General features: G+C 60.7%; 12 protein-coding genes and 4 pseudogenes. 11 read left to right on the top strand and 5 right to left on the bottom strand.

The window, feature by feature from the left end; translation table 11 throughout:
* The first annotated feature begins 68 nt into the window (after positions 1-68).
* The 7 genes and pseudogenes from CNE_RS34800 to CNE_RS34830 all read left to right on the top strand — a co-directional run bounded on the left by CNE_RS34800 (position 69) and on the right by CNE_RS34830 (position 7,959).
* Entirely contained in the window at positions 69-983 is a 915-nt protein-coding gene (locus CNE_RS34800; RefSeq protein WP_041229090.1) for a LysR family transcriptional regulator, read from the top strand.
* 107 nt (positions 984-1,090) lie between these two features.
* Positions 1,091-2,257, top strand: coding sequence for a CaiB/BaiF CoA transferase family protein (locus tag CNE_RS34805; RefSeq protein WP_013959453.1), 1,167 nt, complete (start codon positions 1,091-1,093; stop codon positions 2,255-2,257).
* Positions 2,254-3,162 (top strand): HpcH/HpaI aldolase/citrate lyase family protein, encoded by a 909-nt coding sequence (locus CNE_RS34810; RefSeq protein WP_013959454.1) that lies wholly within the window; start codon positions 2,254-2,256, stop codon positions 3,160-3,162. Before CNE_RS34805 ends, CNE_RS34810 begins: the two co-directional genes overlap by 4 nt.
* A 64-nt stretch (positions 3,163-3,226) precedes the next feature.
* On the top strand, positions 3,227-4,198 hold the full coding sequence (locus tag CNE_RS34815; RefSeq protein ID WP_013959455.1) for a Bug family tripartite tricarboxylate transporter substrate binding protein: 972 nt from the start codon (positions 3,227-3,229) through the stop codon (positions 4,196-4,198).
* 213 nt (positions 4,199-4,411) lie between these two features.
* Positions 4,412-5,365 carry a D-2-hydroxyacid dehydrogenase gene (locus CNE_RS34820; protein WP_013959456.1) on the top strand — a complete coding sequence of 318 codons (954 nt, stop codon included), beginning with the start codon at positions 4,412-4,414 and terminating at the stop codon, positions 5,363-5,365.
* Between the two features lie 35 nt (positions 5,366-5,400).
* A pseudogene (locus CNE_RS34825) lies at positions 5,401-6,808 on the top strand (pyruvate kinase).
* On the top strand, positions 6,805-7,959 hold the full coding sequence (locus CNE_RS34830; RefSeq protein ID WP_013959459.1) for a glycerate kinase: 1,155 nt from the start codon (positions 6,805-6,807) through the stop codon (positions 7,957-7,959). Before CNE_RS34825 ends, CNE_RS34830 begins: the two are co-directional and overlap by 4 nt.
* Positions 7,960-8,004: 45 nt before the next feature.
* On the opposite strand, the pseudogene CNE_RS43365 reads toward CNE_RS34830, so the two are convergent.
* A pseudogene (locus tag CNE_RS43365) lies at positions 8,005-8,109 on the bottom strand (transposase); the annotation flags it as partial.
* Between the two features lie 6 nt (positions 8,110-8,115).
* Between CNE_RS43365 and CNE_RS40195 the strand changes: the two are divergent.
* A pseudogene (locus CNE_RS40195) lies at positions 8,116-8,307 on the top strand (integrase core domain-containing protein); the annotation flags it as partial.
* A gap of 90 nt (positions 8,308-8,397) precedes the next feature.
* Here CNE_RS40195 and CNE_RS34835 read toward each other — a convergent pair.
* Genes CNE_RS34835 through CNE_RS34845 form a run of 3 tightly spaced genes read right to left on the bottom strand, consistent with a single transcriptional unit; the run spans position 8,398 to position 12,883 of the window.
* A complete protein-coding gene (locus CNE_RS34835) occupies positions 8,398-9,837 on the bottom strand; it encodes an NAD-dependent succinate-semialdehyde dehydrogenase (protein ID WP_013959461.1) in 1,440 nt (479 codons plus the stop codon).
* 47 nt (positions 9,838-9,884) lie between these two features.
* Positions 9,885-11,597 carry a thiamine pyrophosphate-binding protein gene (locus CNE_RS34840; protein ID WP_013959462.1) on the bottom strand — a complete coding sequence of 571 codons (1,713 nt, stop codon included), beginning with the start codon at positions 11,595-11,597 and terminating at the stop codon, positions 9,885-9,887.
* A 2-nt stretch (positions 11,598-11,599) separates the two neighbouring features.
* Complete coding sequence (locus CNE_RS34845; protein ID WP_013959463.1) at positions 11,600-12,883, bottom strand: MFS transporter; 1,284 nt, start codon at positions 12,881-12,883, stop codon at positions 11,600-11,602.
* A gap of 162 nt (positions 12,884-13,045) precedes the next feature.
* On the opposite strand from CNE_RS34845, the gene CNE_RS34850 reads away from it, so the two are divergent.
* From CNE_RS34850 to CNE_RS34860, 3 genes are all read left to right on the top strand, one after another.
* Complete coding sequence (locus tag CNE_RS34850) at positions 13,046-13,876, top strand: IclR family transcriptional regulator (RefSeq protein ID WP_013959464.1); 831 nt, start codon at positions 13,046-13,048, stop codon at positions 13,874-13,876.
* A gap of 139 nt (positions 13,877-14,015) precedes the next feature.
* On the top strand, positions 14,016-15,092 hold the full coding sequence (locus tag CNE_RS34855; RefSeq protein ID WP_013959465.1) for a zinc-dependent alcohol dehydrogenase: 1,077 nt from the start codon (positions 14,016-14,018) through the stop codon (positions 15,090-15,092).
* Positions 15,093-15,098: 6 nt separating this feature from the next.
* On the top strand, positions 15,099-15,875 hold the full coding sequence (locus CNE_RS34860; RefSeq protein WP_013959466.1) for an SDR family NAD(P)-dependent oxidoreductase: 777 nt from the start codon (positions 15,099-15,101) through the stop codon (positions 15,873-15,875).
* Between the two features lie 137 nt (positions 15,876-16,012).
* On the opposite strand, the pseudogene CNE_RS34865 reads toward CNE_RS34860, so the two are convergent.
* A pseudogene (locus tag CNE_RS34865) lies at positions 16,013-16,767 on the bottom strand (SDR family NAD(P)-dependent oxidoreductase).
* Between the last annotated feature and the right edge of the window lie 55 nt (positions 16,768-16,822).

A 16,822-nucleotide genomic window follows, 5' to 3' on the forward strand; every position in this document is an offset into this window, starting at 1 on the left:
TGCGAAACCCGCCCTTACCGAGCGGCGCGTCTAGCACATTCGCCTCATGCGCGCTATCCTGTCCGCAATTGGCCTACCTATCGGCGGCGATTGTGCGGATTGACCCCATTACCCTAGCTATTTTTCTCACGGTCGTTGAGGAGCAGAGTCTTGCGCGCGCCGCGGAGCGCCATTTCATGGCCGCGTCCGCTGTCAGCAAGAGAATAAGCGACCTAGAGGACGCTCTTTCCGCGCGGCTCCTTGACCGACATAGTGGCGGCGTCCGCCCTACGGCGGCAGGACTCGAACTTGTGGAATACGCAAAAGGAGTTGTCGATTTACTCCAGCGTCTCCGTGCGGATATGAGTCTGTATAGCGAAGGCACAAAAGGCGACGTGCGCGTCTTCGCTAATAGCACTTCCATCGTTGGGTTCTTGGATAAGGATCTTCCAGGATTTCTTCTCCGCTATCCGCAAGTTGAAGTGCGACTCGAGGAGTGGAGTAGTCCATATATTGTCCGCTCCTTAAAAGAAGGCCTTGCGGATGTTGGACTCTTTTGGGCTGATACCCCACACGCGGGTCTGGAGACGGAGCCCTACCGATCGGCCCGCCTCGTCGTTGTCGTGCCTGCAGACCACCCATTAGCGGAGAGCCTAGGAGTCCACTTTTCAGAGACGTTGGAGTTTGCTCATGTAGCCTTTCATGAGGGCAGCATGATTCACAGGCTGACCGTTCAGGCCGCCGAGTCATTCCAGCGAACCATACGGACTAGGCTGCAGGTCACGAGCTTCGACGCCATGCGTACCATGGTATCGGCGGGCGTGGGGCTCGGCATCATGACCGATGTCACCGTTTCTGCAAAGCCCAGCCTCAAGGAGCTTCGCGTCGTCCCCTTGCTCGATGAATGGGCTGCACTCGATATGAGGATTGGGTACCGCGACCGCGCTGCATTGCCTCGTGCAGCGCAGCAATTTGTCGAACACCTCCTGGGGAACGGTGGGTAGTACTCAGTCATCAAAATTTGGAACGGCCGCCATCGAAATCCAATGATTTACGGCCGTCCCAGCTTTACCGACACTAGCCATTCAAGAAACAAGACGGCTGGTGTCCCATGACTCTTCCCCTGGATGGAATTACTGTAGTAGCGCTGGAGCAAGCCATCGCTGCTCCCCTGGCAACACGTCACCTCGCAGACTGGGGGGCTCGGGTCATCAAGGTCGAGCGTCCTGAGACCGGGGATTTCGCACGCGGCTATGACAAGGTCATGCAAGGCATGTCGAGCCAGTTTGTGTGGACGAACCGCACCAAGGAAAGCGTCGCGCTCGATATCAAGACGGAGGAGGGACGGCGCGCGCTGGATGCTCTCCTTGAAAAAGCGGATGTGTTCCTGCAAAACCTGGCGCCCGGTGCCGCCAAGAAGCTCGGCCTTGATGCCAAGAGCCTCGTCGAGCGTCACCCCTCCCTGATTGCATGCGACATCTCGGGCTACGGCTCAACCGGGCCGTTCCGCCACAAGAAAGCGTATGACTTGCTGGTCCAGTGTGAAACTGGCTTCCTTTCCATCAATGGGACACCTGAGGCACAAGCCAAGTGTGGGTTGTCGATTGTCGACATCGCCACCGGGATGTACGCACTGAACGGCGTCCTCATGGCGCTGTACCGACGCGAGCGTACCGGCAAGGGCACGGCATTCGAAGTCTCGCTGTTCGACAGTATGGCGGAATGGATGAGTTACCCCGCCTACTACACGCGTGACAGCGGAACACCGCTGACCCGCGCCGGCGCGCGTCACGCCACCATTGCGCCGTACGGACCCTTCAAGGCCGGCGATGGCAAGGCTGTGTTCTTTGGCATTCAGAACGAACGCGAGTGGCAAGCTTTCTGCGGCAAGGTTCTCGAAGATGCCGCCATTGCTTCCGACCCGCGGTTTAGCTCCAATCCGCAACGCCTCGCCAACCAACTGGAGCTGGAGGCTCTGATTACGGCACGCTTTGCAAAGTGGTCGAGCGAGGAAGTCGCGGAAAAGCTGGAGACCGCCTCAATTGCCAACGCGCGTCTAAACGACGTAGAAGCGTTCTTGCAACACCCACAGTTGCACGAACGAGACCGGATTCAAAGCGTTTCAAGCCCGGTAGGCCCGCTTCAGGTGTTCAAGCCTCCTCTCATCATCGATGGAATCGAGCCAGTACTGGGACCGGTTCCGGCCGTCGGCGAGCACACCGGCAAAGTGCTTGCAGAACTTGGCCTGGAGGCATCGGCTCAAGGGAGCATCCAATGAACATCACGCGAACCTATCTTGCCGTCCCCGCTCATCAGGAAAAGCTGGTGACGTCAGCTGCACGCTCCAGTGCAGACGCCGTCTTCCTGGACCTTGAGGATGCAGTTCCGGAAAGCATGAAGGCGACTGCCCTGGATGCTGCCGTCCGTGCCATTAATGACCTGGATTGGGGTCAGAAGGTAATCGTGGTCCGAGTCAATGGCATCGGCCTGCGCCAGCAGCAGGAAGTCGAGTCACTGGTTCGCTTGGCCCCCCGGCTGAATGCCGTGCTGTTGCCAAAGGTCGAGTCCGCTGAGGAAATCGTTGCCGTACAGCGCCAGGTGGACGGCACCAGCGTTGCCATCGAGGCGATGATTGAGACGGCCAAGGGATTGGTCTTCTGCGAACAGATTGCGGCCGCCGGCGGCGGCCTCGAAGCACTGCACTTTGGGGTAGGAGACTTCGGCGCATCCATTGGTGCCAAAGGGGTGGAAATCGGGCTTTCCCACCCGCAGTATGCGCTGGCATCCCGGGCCGGCGACGGCTATGCCGACACTGCCCTTGATATGTGGGCTTACCCGATGATGCGCATCCTGGTCGCCGCTCATGCTTTTGGCCTCCGGGCTATTGACGGCCCGTGCGGTGCTTTCCGTGATGTCAGGTTAAGCGAGTCGAGTGCGCTGAAGGCAGCAGCCATGGGCTATGACGGCAAGCAGGTGATTCACCCGCTGCAGTTGGACTGTACCAACGCGGCCTTCACACCGACTGACGAAGAATACGCCGCAGCCCAGCGAGTCGTTGCCGCCCTTGCCGAGGCGGAGCGGGAAGGGCGTGGTGCTGTGCAACTCGACGGGAAGCTCGTGGATTACGCAAACATCAGGATGGCAAAGAAGGTCGTGGAAGCACGCGGCCGGGCAATTGCTTAAGGCAGTTCAGCACCGGACATAGCCGCCCCCATACGAGGGCCGGAATTACCTCAGGAGACAAAAAATGAATCGACCGGTTCGGATGGCACTTGCGTGTCTTCTCTTTGGAGTGTCACTGGCACACGCAGCTGCTAGCGATACCTATCCCTCAAAACCTGTAACCATTGTCGTGCCCCAGGCTCCGGGTGGTACAAATGACATCGTCGCTCGCATCTTGGGCGCGGCGCTTTCGCAGTCTACGGGTCAGCAGTTCATCGTCGACAACCGGCCCGGCGCCGGCGGCAACATTGGTAGTCAGTATGCTGCGAGAGCCAACCCGGACGGCTACACCGTATTACTGACAATCAGTAGCACTCAGGCCATCAATCCGGCGTTGTACAAGAAAATACCGTTCGACCCGGTGAAGGACTTCGACCCCGTCGCGCTCGTGGCCAGCGTGCCTAATGTGTTGGTCGCCCACCCATCCTTCCCGGCGTCGAACATGAAGGACCTCATCGCCCTGGCGAAAAGCAAGCCGAACGAGCTTCGGTACGGCTCAGCCGGCAATGGCTCGCTAAATCACTTGCTTGGTGAAATGCTGAACAACATGGCCGGCATTTCCTTAGAGCACGTTCCGTACAAGGGTGTGGGTCCTGCCCTCAATGATTTGCTGGGCAACCAGATTCCGCTTGCGTTCGCCAGCCTGCCGTCCGTCTTGCCGCACATCAAGGCCGGCAAGCTCAAGGCACTTGGCGTCAGCTCCGCCAAGCGGTCGAGCGCGGCGCCGGACATCCCCGCCATTGCTGAGACCATTCCAAACTACAGTGGCGACCTGTGGGTTGCCCTCTTCGCAGTGCATGGCACCCCTAAGGACGTAGTTTCCAAGCTGACAACTGCTGTGGACAAAGTGCTTGACGACAAGAGTGTCCAGGAAAAGCTTAAGGCTCAGGGTGCCGAACTTCCCCGCGCCACGCCACAGCAGCTGTCCGGCATGCTGAAGTCTGACATGGAGAAGTGGGCGAAGATCGTCAAGACGTCCGGTGCGACCGTCGACTGAGGTAGTGTGACCGGATGGAGGGGAAACTGGGCGCCGACCTTTTCCATTTCGGAAAGGACAGTCAACTAAGCCTCGATTCCCCCGCAGCAGCGTTCCGGTCATCATGTAAGCCAGCGCGAAGCAGTCCTGCCCGCTCTTCGTTCATCCAATCCCGGCGGGATGGTTCAACCATGCGTAAATCGACGCGTCCTGCCCGCACCTGGTGCTATTCCCATGAAGATTGTATTTCTGGACCGGTCAACCATCTCCCCCCAGACTACGCTCAAGACGTTGCCGTTCTCGCATCAATTTGTTTTTCATGACGAGACTGCCGAAGAAGATGTTGCCGGCCGAATTGCCGACGCTGACGTCGTGATTACCAACAAGGTAAAACTTAGTGGCCAGCAGCTGCAACAGGCGCCGAATCTGAAGCTCATCGCCGTTGCAGCGACCGGGACCGACATCGTCGACCTGAAGGCATGTGCGTCAAGAGGAATCGTGGTGTCCAACATCCGGAATTATGCCGTGCACACGGTCCCGGAACATACGTTCGCACTGATATTTGCATTGCGTCGAAGCTTGACCGCATACCATGATTCTGTCCGCAGCGGACGTTGGCAGCAAGCAGGAACGTTCTGCTACTTCGATTACCCCATTAAAGACCTTCACGGCTCCGTCCTCGGCATCATCGGAGATGGTGTCCTTGGGCAGTCTGTTGCCGCTATAGCCCGTGCGCTCGGCATACAGCCTCTTTTCGCCACCTACAAGGGCCGACAGGATATGGGGCCGCTGTACACGCCCTTTGAGGAAGTCATGCGTCGAAGCGACATCATCACGTTGCATTGCCCGCTGACGCCGCAGACGCGCGATGTCATCGATACCCCGGAATTCGAGATGATGGAAAGGCGCCCCCTCCTCATCAACACTGCGCGCGGCGGCCTCGTCAATGAATCAGCGCTCGTAGACGCATTGAAAAGCGGCAAGGTTGGCGGTGCGGGATTTGACGTAGCGACCCAGGAACCCCCCGGTGTGGACCACCCCTTCCACCAATTGAAGGACACACCCAACTTCATTCTGACTCCGCATGTGGCCTGGGCAAGCGACGAGGCCGTGCAAGGCTTGGCTGACCAGCTCATCGACAACATCATTGCCTTTGCACGGGGCACTCCCCGAAACGTTGTGGTCTAAACAAGAGATAGCAACTGACAATTTTGAGTACGTAAATGAGACGCTATCGCAAAGCGAAGGTTGTTGTCACGTTGGGACCTGCAACGTCGTCCCTGGAGACTATCCGTTCGTTGTTTGTTGCCGGGGCAGATGTATTCCGTTTCAACTTCAGCCATGGTACGCATGAAGCTCACCAGCAGAACTACGAGCATGTGCGACGGGTTGAGAGAGAAACTGGGCGGCCAATAGCGGTGCTAGCTGACCTCCAAGGTCCGATGCGCCGAGTAGGACTGATGGCAGAGCCAAGTACCTTGGTAGAGGGACAGCGTTTCGTCTTGGACCGTGCGCAGGCGCCGGGCGATTCCACGCGGGTGTGCTTGCCGCACTCGGAGCTCTTCGATTGTGCGGAGCCCGGCAAGACCCTCCTGATCGACGACGGGAAGCTGCAACTGCGTGTGGAGTCAGTCGAGCCGGATAGGCTGGTGACCACGGTCATGACGGGCGGCATTCTATCGTCGCGCAAAGGTGTCAATGTGCCGGACGCAGTAATCCCCATCCATGCGCTGACCGAAAAGGACATCCGCTGCGAAGCAACGCATTGCCGGCAGAGCCACGGTCGTTGCGAAGCTGGAGAAGCCATCGGCGATCGAGCATATCGAGGAAATTGCCTTGCGGGCTGATGCGGTTATGGTTGCCCGCAGCGACCTTGGCGTTGAGCTACCGCCAGAGCGCGTGCCTGCTGTGCAGAAGCGAATCTCTCGCTTGTGCAGGCAGTTGGGACGCCCGGTCATCGTCGCCACGCAGATGCTTGAATCGATGATTTCAGCCCCTGTTACCACCCGCGCTGAAGCTTCGGACGTCGCAAGTGCAATCTATGACGGCGTTGACGCCGTGATGCTATCTGCAGAATCGGCATCGGGTCGCTATCCAGTCGAAGCCGACAAGATGATGGATCGGATCATCCGGAAAGTGGAAGCTGACCCTTTGTATCGCAATGTCCTGGATGCGCAGCAGGTAGATGCGTTGTCGAATAGACAGGATGCCGTTTGCGGTGCGCTCCGCGACATTGCTCGCACGGTGGGCGCGAAGATCGCGATCGCATATACCTCATCCGGAGCGACGACTTTGCGAGCCGCTCGCGTGCGTCCTCAGACGCCAATCGTTGGCGTGACTCCTTCGCTTGGAGTTGCCCGTCGCATGAGTCTCACGTGGGGCGTTCACGCGTCTGTTTTTCCCCATGTCAAAGACGTGGATGAAATGGTTTCGGTAGCGAGCGATGCCGCTTTGACGGAAGGATTCGCCTCTGAAGGCGAAGAGATTGTCATTGTTGCTGGCATGCCATTCGGTATCCTCGGCTCCACAAACATGCTCCACGTGGCCCGTGTCACAGCGTCACAGAAATCTGGCGTCGCGGCTGATGCGCATGCGGGAAACCTGGCAGGTCGCCAAGGAGTTCTGATATGAGTGGCGCGGCATTCAGGGTCCTGGTGGCCCCAGACTCGTTTAAGGGAAGCCTTGGAGCGTCCACAGTCGCGGAACGGATTCGCGCGGGAATTGTTCGTGCCGTTCCGTCGGCTGACGTAGTGTTGACGCCAATTGCTGATGGAGGAGAAGGTACGGCGGAAGTTCTCGCGACGACCCTTCCCGGAGAATGGGACGAAGTGACCGTCGTAGACGCTAACGGTACCCAAAAATCCGTCCGCTATTTTCAAGGCCGCAGCGGAGAGTTTGGCGACATTGCCGTCCTTGAGGTGGCGGAAGTCGTGGGCCTACCACATGCCGTCGTCGATCCTGAATGGCGAACAACGCGGGGGATTGGCCAGGCAATTCGACTGATTGCGTCTCGCGGAGTGGATACTATTGCCATCGGTCTGGGTGGCTCGTCCACCAATGAGGCCGGATCCGGGCTGCTCTCTGAGTTGGGATTCCGCTTTACTGATGCAAGCGGCTCCGCTGTGTCGCCATGCTTGGCAAAGCTGGAATCTATTCGCGACGTCTGCGCCGAAAGACCTGAGTTTCTTTCCGGCATTAGACTAATCGGACTGTCCGACGTCAATAGCCCCTTGTGCGGTCCAACGGGCGCTACATACGTCTTCGGTCCGCAAAAGGGCATCAAGGCTTTGGCCGCGGTCGACGCGACGTTGGCTCGATTCGCGGAGCGATGCACCGCAGCGATGGGCATGGATTTCACCCAGGCCGAAGGGAGCGGTGCTGCGGGCGGAATTGGTTACGCCTTGCGACTCGTAGGCGCGGAAATGGTTTCTGGGGCAACCTTTATCCTCCAGGCGGCCGGTCTACATGCTGGGCTTGGAGCATTTGATTGGGTTATCACTGGTGAAGGACGCTCTGATGCCCAGACGATGATGGGAAAGGGTCCAGCTATGATTGCACGTCTGGCACGGCATGCCGGAGTGCCCGTCTCGCTCCTATCTGGTGCCGTCGAACCCAGCCCTGCCTTGACGGAGGCCTTTGACGGTTGCATATCTATTCAGCAAGCACCCGTTTCATTGAGCTCTGCAATGGACAACGCCGGAGAATTGCTCGAAGACGCGTCACTTCAATTGACGCGACTATTCACCGCTGCGCGGCATGGGGCAAGGTTCTTGGAGCGTTAGCCGCAGCCTTTTGTGAAGTTCGTTTCCTTGGAAATCGGGCAAGATCCGGAATCCATATGCTTTTCTCATGGTGATTTTGGCTTTGTTGTTGAGTCCCTCGATCACCCCGCTGGAGAACTGCTTTCGCGCCCGGAAGTAGTTGAGGATGAGCGCTGCCCGCAGAGCAACGGGATGGCCGAGAGCTTCCTGAAAACCATGAAGCGCGACTACGTCGCCTTCATGCCCAAGCCTGATGCCGAGACGGCGGTTCACAATCTGGCCATCGCCTTTGAGCATTACAACGAGCAGCACCCCCGTAGCACCCTGCATTACCGCTCGCCGCGGGAGTTCAGGCGTGCGATGGCCTGATCAACCTAAGGGTGTGACCGTGTCCGGAGATATGGGGGAAAATCCACGGGCGACGGTGCGAACTCTGGCCATCGAATGCGATTCATCTACCTAACCACAATGCCGCGTGACGAGCTTGGTAATCAAGTAACCTTCGAACGTCTCCACCCCGCCTTCGCTGCCAAGGCCGCTGTCCTTCATGCCACCAAACGGGACCTCGGCCAGACCAGCCCCGAAATGGTTGATGTTCACCATGCCCGCCTCGAGACCGCGCGAAATGGCGTGCGCATTGCGCGAGGAGGACGTGAACGCGTACGCCGCAAGTCCGAATGGCAAGCCGTTCGCCAGCGCGATAGCGCTATCCAACTCACCGAACGGTACGATCGCGGCAAGCGGGCCGAAGGGTTCCTGTGTCATCACCTGGCTTTGTGCCGCCGGATCGAGAATGACCGTCGGGGCAAAGAAGCAGCCCGTGTCACCTAAGCGTGCTCCTCCCGCGGCTATTTCCGCTCCACCGTTGCGCGCATCGGTGACGAACTCCTGCATTTCTGAGACGCGGCGCTGATGCGCCAGTGGCCCCATGGTCGTCCCTTCCGCCAGACCCGGGCCTATGCGGATCCGGCTTGTGTAAAGCAAGAACGCATCGACAAAGCGCTCATAAACGGTGCGATGCACCAGAAAACGTGTCGGCGAAATGCAGACCTGGCCAGCGTTCCGGTACTTGAACGCGACCAGCTTGCGGGCAGCGTCGTCAACGTCCGCATCATCGCAAACGATCACCGGCGCGTGCCCGCCGAGTTCCATGGTCGTTCGCTTCATCTGCGAGCCCGCCAGCGCCGCCAATTGCTTGCCGACCGCGACCGAGCCGGTGAACGAAACCTTCCGGACGACCGATGATTCGATCAGGTGTCGCGATACCTCGTGTGGTACGCCCCAGACTACGTTAAGGCACCCATTCGGCAACCCGGCATCATGGAACAGTCGCGCGAGGGCAACCAGCGCGCTCGGAGCATCCTCGGGGCCTTTGATGATGATCGTGCATCCGCTAGCCAAGGCCGCCGCAATCTTGCGCATTGCCTGGCTGAAAGGAAAATTCCAGGGCGTAAAGGCCGCGCTGACGCCGATCGGCTCGCGCAGCACGACCTGTTCGACTTCCGGAGTGCGTGCGGGAATCACCCGCCCATAGATGCGCCGCCCCTCCTCGGCATGCCATTCAGCATGCTCGGCGGCCGATAGAACCTCGCTCTCCGCCTCGGCAAGCGGCTTGCCCTGGTCGAGCGTGATGTGACGACCGATCTCGCGCGCGCGTTCGCGGGCGAGATGCGCCGCGCGCCGCAGGATCTCGGAGCGAACTAGCGGCGATTCCAACCGCCAGCTCAGGAAGGCGCGCTGGGCGGCAGCGAGGGCGCGATCCAGATCGTCAGCGCTGGCATGTGGCAGCTCGCCAAGGACGCTGCCGTCGGCGGGATTGCTGACGGTTTGAGACCGACGTTGCGCGCCATCGATAAACTCGCCGTCGATGTAAAGATACAAGTTGTCGTATTGGGTCATGTCGGAATTGCACGGGAGACGGCGAAGCCTCCCGTGGGATGCATGCTTCAGGCTGCGGGGATATTCTCGTAGTAGGGAATCAGCGTGTCGCCGCTGCCTGCCTCGACCATGCCGAGCGCCGACGTGGTCACCGGATGTACCACATCCGGATCGATCATGATCTCCACGCACGCCGGCTTGCCGCTGCAAAAGGCGCGCTCGATCGCGGCGGCGATGTCCTCATGGCGCGTCACACGCTCACCGTGGCAGCCGAACGCTTCGGCGATCCGGGCATACTGGGTGTCGCCCAGCTTCGAGATGGCGCTGTAGTCAGGCCCATACATGATTTGCTGCCCGTGGATCGACATCCCCCATACCTGGTTGTTCAGCACTACCGTCACGATCGGCAATGCGCGGCGCACCATGATGTCGAATTCGCCGATATGAAAGCCCATTGCACCGTCGCCAGTGATTTGCATTACGCGTTTTCCGGGCGCCGCGGTCTGGGCACCGATGGCATGGCCCGGCCCCGTGCCAAGACAGCCGAGGTAGCCGTGCCCGATCACCTCGCCTGGCTGGTTGGCGCGCACATGGTGTGCTGCCCAACTCGCCGCCTCGCCACCATCCAGTACGAAGATGGCGTCGCCGGCCGCCGCGACTGCAGCCTTCGCTGCGTGGTACGGATGAATACCGCCCCGGGTTTCGCGCTCGGGGTATCGCTCGTCGAGAATGTGCTGTGCCGCGACCGCTCGCGCGCACCATGCCTCACGCTGGGGCCATGAGCGCTGCGCGGCAGCCTCGGCCAGTTGTTCGCAAACGGCGCCACTATCGGCACTGATTGCCACCGCAATATCGCGAATCCGCCCGATCTCTGCGGCGTCCTGATGCACCTGCATCAACGTTGCACTGCGCGGCAGCAGGCTGTTGCCCCGTCCGCCCATGCGCAAGCCCAACCGCTGGCCGAGCAATAGGATCACGTCTGGCACGTCGTCGCCCAGCAATGCCAGATTCGCGGCAGCTTGTCCGTTCAGCCGATGCGCCGCTGGCAGCACACCCATGCCGCGTGCCGTCGCAAACACCGGCACCCCCGTTGTCTCGGCCAAGTGCGCCAACGCTTCGCCGCAACGTGCGTGGGCCGCTTCCACGCCGCAGACGATGGCCGGGCGCTTCGCGGCATGCAGCAGGTCGAGCACGCGCCTGACCTCATCTGGCGAGCCATGAGGGCGTGGCGGGGTCGCCGTGCCGGTCGGCGTGGTGGCGCGGGACGCGTCCACCGACATATGCAGCACGTCGATCGGCAGTTCGAGCAGGACGGCGCCTTTCCGTCCGGTCATGGCCTTGCGGATTGCCATGGCGGTCAGATCGGGAATCCGCTCGGTGTTCGTGATGCGATGGGCCCACTTGGTCGCAGTCGCGGACATCGCGATCTGGTCCAGCCCTCCCTGCAGCGCATTGGTTTCGGCTTCGCGCAGGGGCGGCGCGCCGACAATGAACAGCACCGGGATGCCGTCAAGCTGCGCATTGGCGATGGCGGACACCGCGTTGGTGAAGCCCGGTCCGGCGGTCACTACGCACACGCCCAGTTTGCCCGTCACGCGCGCATACGCGTCGGCGGCATGGCCCGCCGAGGACTCGTGGCGGAAGTCGACCAGTTCGATATCCTGCTCGAGGCAACCGCGAAACAGCGCTTCGAGATGACCGCCATGCAGGGCGAAGATTTTCTCGACGCCCGCGTGGCGCAAGGCCTCCGCCAGCAGCAACCCACCATTCTTCCTATCCATTCTCATGCCTCCTGAAATCGTTCGTTGGAAATGCGCGGGGCACGTACAAAAAGCATCACGACCGCTGCGCCACCCAGCACCAGGATGCCGGCTACGTAGAAGGCAGTGGCAAAGCTTCCCGTATCCCGCACCAGATAGCCGGTCACCGCGGGCGCCACCATGCCACCTAGATTGGCGACCAGCACCATGAAGCCCCCCACACCGCCGATGTTGCGCGCCGATACCGCCTCCAGTGCAATGGCAAAGTACGTCGGGCCGGTCAGATACATGCAGCCCACGCCGATTGCCATGTAGATGATCGCCGCCGTTGCAGTAGTTGCCACCCCTGCCAGCATCACAGTCACGGCAGCGATGCTCAGGCCGATCCCGAGCACAAGCTTGCGCGCCAGCAGCGCATTGCCCATCCGACGCACCGCGGCATCACACACGAAGCCGCCCGAGATCAAACCGATGACGCCCAGCAGCCACGGCACGGCGCTCGCCAGGCTCATGTCGCTCAGCTTCATGTGGAAGGCCTGGGTCAAGTAGCTGGGGAACCAGGACAGGAAAAAATAGAGCAGGTAGGTGTAGGCAAAGAAGCAGGCAGCCGTCGCCAGCACCATCCGGTTCGCGATAGCTGTGAGCATGCTGCCTTCCGCCCCAGACGCGGCAGCCGTCTCGGCCTGGACGGAATCCCGCACCGGCACCGCCCTCTCGTGCGCCGCCAGCCACTTGTGGATCTCGGGGCGGTCGCTGCTCAGCAAGAGCCAGCAGACAACCCATGCAAGGCCGACCAGCGCGACCAGGACGAAGCACCAGCGCCAGTTCACGGTTGCCGCCATGATGCCAATCAGGGGTCCGGCCACCACGCCGCCAAGCGGCTGCCCGGAGCTAGCGATGCCGAACGCACTGGCATACCGCTCTTTCGGGAACCACTGTACCAGCGCCTTGTTTGCGGAGGAAATCCAGGGGGACTCTCCGATGCCGAACAGGGTTCGCACGATCAACAGAGAGATCAGGTTGAAGACTGCGCCAGTTGCCGCACAAAAGACCGACCACAAGGCCATCGACACAGCCAGCGTGCGACGCGAGCCAAATTTGTCGGATGCCCACCCGCCGACCATGCAGAACGCCGTGTAGCCAAAGGAGAAGAAGCTGAAGGCGAGACCTAGTTGAGCGGCGTCGAGGCCGAGATCCTTACTGATCTGCGGCGCGAGCACGGCGAAGACCGCTCGATCCATGTAGTTGATCAGGCCACCGCAGAAAAGCAGCGCCAGCAGGATTCGTTGCAGGGCCGAGCGCGTCATGCTGCGCTCCTCGCGCGCGCAACGCAGACGTGTAGCGGCGTGGCATGCCGCGCAAGAGTCATAATGTGCATGTTGTCTCCAGTGGCCGTCCCGGGCCGATGTAGTGGTGATGCGCTTTTGAGCGGACTATACGCGCAGCTTTTCCATAATTCAACATAGAGAATGGCATTCACAATGAAAAATCTTAACGCACGTGACGAATCCGACGCGGCCGGCGAGGAAGCGCCACGCAAGGAAGTGGGTGCAGTCGTGCATGCCGTTACCATCCTGCGTTACCTCGCGAAGGCCAATGTCCCTGACGGCGTGACCATGATTGCCCGCGCAACAGGGATCAGCCCCAGCACCACCTTCAACATCCTGCGCACGCTGACGCACCTGCAGTTGCTGAACTTCGACGCCGAATCGAAGACCTACCGGCTTGGCATCGGCCTGGCGGAGATCTTCGCCGGCCTGATCGGGATGTCTCCCACGGAACTCGTGCAGCCGGAACTCGACCGGGTCTCGGCCTGGACCAGTGCGCTGACGGTGCTGTGGCGCCGTGTAGGCGACGAGATGGTCGTAGTCGGACGGGGCGCGATCAACAGTACGGTGCGCATCGAGACGGAAATGGGCACACGAATCCCCGTCTATGCAGGCGCAATTGGCCGTTGCGTCGCAGCAGCAAAACGGTTGAATGCCACCGAGCTGAAGCACTCCTACGGCCAGCTCACCTGGGAGAACCCTCCTACATGGAAGGAATACCAGGCTCAGGTCAGGCTGGCTGCCGAGGAAGGATGGGCCATGGATGACAGCCAGACCTATCAGGGCGTTACGGCCGTCGCCTCGGCGATCGTCGATGCCAACGGTGAGCCGCAGTTCGGCATGAGCGCCATCATGCTGACCAGCCGTCACAAGCCCGACGTGCTGCGAAAGATCGGGGAAGACGTAAGACGCTCGTGTGAGCGCATCGCCGGCGTGCTCTACCCCACCTCGCAACCGTCGAATCAGGGCTGACCAAGCCGCACGAGCAACACCAGACTGATTCAATATACAGAATGCTATTCCCGATATTGAATTTATGGATTCGACGTGCTAGTCTGCGCTCCAACCGGGACACGGGCACTTGCCCGGCCCCATATTGGAGACAGACGAAATGCTTGCCTTACGCAAATGCGAACCGGTGCGCGGCCTCGCGTTGACGGACGTGGAGCCACGACAGGAATGCGGCCCTGGCGAAGTGCTGGTCAAGGTCTACGCCACCGGGATTTGTGGCAGCGACCTGCATATCGACGACTGGCATGAGGGCACACTAGGTTGGCTGCGGCAAAGCCTCCCTGTCACGCTCGGCCATGAGTTTTCGGGGATCGTCGTGCAAGCAGGTTCCGATGTCGCCAACCTGTCGCCGGGCATGGGAGTCGTGGTGCAACCGGCGTTGTATTGCGGCCAGTGTGCCGCCTGCGCCGCAGGTCGCAGCGATCTCTGCGGGTCGATCGGATTCGTCGGCATCACGCGCGACGGCGCCTTCAGCGAGACGGTGGTCGTGCCTGCCGCCAATTGCTATGCCGTGCCGGAGGGCACGGACCTCGCCCTGGCAGCGCTGGCCGAGCCGTTATGCGTCGCCCGCAATGCGCTGAATACCGGAGAGGTACTTGACGAAGCCACTGTGCTGGTGCTGGGTCCCGGGACCATCGGCCAGGGCATCGCACTGCAAGCGAAGTTGAACGGCGCACGGACGGTGATAGTCGCTGGTCTCAACGACGGTCCGCGGCTGCGACGGTGTCTGGCGCTCGGCATCGACCACGTGATCGACCTGGCCGAGGATAGCCTGCAGGACGCGATCCGCCGCATCACCGGTGGGCAGGTGGACCGGGTCTTCGAGGCGACCGGCGCGCCTGGCAGCATCGGCGATGCTCTTTCCGTGCTGCGAACGGGCGGCATTCTGACCTGCTCCGGCATCCATTTCGATTCTGCGGCCGTGGATATTTCCATGCTGGTTCGGCGTCGTCTGCAGATTCGCGGCGCGTACAGTTCCGTGCCGGCAGACTGGACCCACGTGCTAGGACTGCTGGCCACCCACGGCGAGCGCTTTCGGCCGATGATCACGCACCATCTGCCGTTGGATCGCGTGCTGGAAGGTTTCGCACTGGCGCGCACCAAGGATGTCTCGAAGGTTCTCGTCTATCCCGGCGGTCCCGATACGTTGACCGCCCCCACCCTCCCCGTCTCCTGAGCGACCATGCGATTTGCCAATACCCGAATCCTGATCACCGCCGCCGCTTCCGGCATTGGTGCCGCGGCAGCGCGGCGCTTCGCCAGTGAGGGCGCCACTGTCGTCATGTCGGATATCGACAACGATCGGCTGGTCGCCTGTGCGGAGGCGATGAAATCCCTGCCCGGCCGCATCACCACACACGCGGCTGACGTGAGCGACGAACGGCAGATTCAAGACTTGGTCGCGCACGCCGCAACGACGCTGGGCGGCCTCGACGTCCTGGTGAACAACGCCGGCCTCGGCTGCCACGGTCGCGTGACTGAACTAAGCACCGACGACTGGCGCCGCGTGCTGGGAATCAGCCTCGACTCCGTCTTCTACGCCACCCGTGCCGCGATGCCGCACTTGATCACGTCGCACGGATGCATCGTCAACACCGCCTCAATTTCCGGCCTTGCGGGCGACTATGGCTTTGCGGCCTATGCTGCGGCCAAGGGAGGGGTTGTAAACTTGACTCGCACGCTGGCGCTCGACCATGCCCGCGACGGCGTACGGGTGAACGCGGTTTGCCCCGGCCTGGTGGCAACGCAGCTAACGCGCAAGTTCTTCGACAATGCGAGAATCGCCCGCGCCTACGAAGACGCGATTCCGATGGGCCGCGCGGCGCAGCCAGAAGAGATCGCAAGTGTCATTGCCTTCCTGGCATCGTCTGACGCCTCCTATGTAACCGGCGTCAATCTTGCTGCCGACGGAGGACTGATGGCAGCGACAGGGCAGCCCAATTTCACGAGGCTCATGTAGCCTGGGCTCCGAGGCGCGACAGAGGAGTGTCATTGCGAATCTCCACTTGTGAAGCGGCTCACCGTTTCGCGGAGATTCAATCTTAATGACTGTGGTGAGTAGAAGGGCTGGGCGTTGGCGGCGGTCACCCCTCGTGCTTACGCCATTTCCCGATGAATTGATAGCGGCCCGAACGACTGTGTCACGGGCATAAGTTCGAGAAGGTTGATGTTGACGCGCGCGGGCAGCGTTCCGGCCCAATACACCGCTTCCGCGATATCGTCTGGTGTCAGCGCATCTGCGCCTTCATAGACTTTGTTCACTCGGACCTGGTCGCCATTGAAGCGTACCAAGGAGAACTCCGTTCCCCCTCCAAGGCCGGGGGCTATGTCTGTCACACGCACGCGAGTACCAAGCAAGTCCGCTCGTAGGTTTAGCGCGAACTGACGTACGAACGCTTTGGTTGCCCCATAGGCATTGCCGCCTGGATAGGGATAGGCTCCAGGTGGAGCCAATACTTATCACGTGACCACGATTACGAGCGACCATGCCGGGCAACACGGCGCGCGTCATGTACATCAACCCCTTCACATTCGTGTCGACCATAGCGTCCCAATTGTCCAAATTGGCGTTCTGAGCTGGCTCCAACCCAAGGGCCAAGCCGGCATTGTTGACGAGAAGGTCGATGTTGGCATAGTCGGCGGGAAGTTCGGCTACCGCGGCACTCACGGCTTCCCGATTGCGAACATCGAGAACCAGTGGCAATACCTTGTCGCTGCCTAGCTCATCAACTAGCGCTTCAAGCCGGTCCTGACGGCGGCCGGCAGCGATTACGCGATGTCCGGCGTTAGCGAAACGTTCGGCAATTGCGGCGCCGAATCCCGAGGTCGCCCCTAGTAACGAATACGATCATCTATCTACTCCAAACAGACTGCGAGTCGGTATGCTGGGTCACCACCACCCTCCTC

This window comes from Cupriavidus necator N-1 (assembly GCF_000219215.1).
GTDB lineage: Bacteria > Pseudomonadota > Gammaproteobacteria > Burkholderiales > Burkholderiaceae > Cupriavidus > Cupriavidus necator.

Coding starts and splice junctions, on each gene's coding strand:
- CNE_RS34840 (WP_013959462.1), bottom strand. CDS start 11,597: ATGGATAGGAAGAATGGTGGGTTGCTGCTGGCGGAGGCCTTGCGCCAC.
- CNE_RS34810 (WP_013959454.1), top strand. CDS start 2,254: ATGAACATCACGCGAACCTATCTTGCCGTCCCCGCTCATCAGGAAAAG.
- CNE_RS34815 (WP_013959455.1), top strand. CDS start 3,227: ATGAATCGACCGGTTCGGATGGCACTTGCGTGTCTTCTCTTTGGAGTG.
- CNE_RS34850 (WP_013959464.1), top strand. CDS start 13,046: ATGGCATTCACAATGAAAAATCTTAACGCACGTGACGAATCCGACGCG.
- CNE_RS34805 (WP_013959453.1), top strand. CDS start 1,091: ATGACTCTTCCCCTGGATGGAATTACTGTAGTAGCGCTGGAGCAAGCC.
- CNE_RS34860 (WP_013959466.1), top strand. CDS start 15,099: ATGCGATTTGCCAATACCCGAATCCTGATCACCGCCGCCGCTTCCGGC.
- CNE_RS34835 (WP_013959461.1), bottom strand. CDS start 9,837: ATGACCCAATACGACAACTTGTATCTTTACATCGACGGCGAGTTTATC.
- CNE_RS34855 (WP_013959465.1), top strand. CDS start 14,016: ATGCTTGCCTTACGCAAATGCGAACCGGTGCGCGGCCTCGCGTTGACG.
- CNE_RS34845 (WP_013959463.1), bottom strand. CDS start 12,883: ATGACGCGCTCGGCCCTGCAACGAATCCTGCTGGCGCTGCTTTTCTGC.
- CNE_RS34820 (WP_013959456.1), top strand. CDS start 4,412: ATGAAGATTGTATTTCTGGACCGGTCAACCATCTCCCCCCAGACTACG.
- CNE_RS34830 (WP_013959459.1), top strand. CDS start 6,805: ATGAGTGGCGCGGCATTCAGGGTCCTGGTGGCCCCAGACTCGTTTAAG.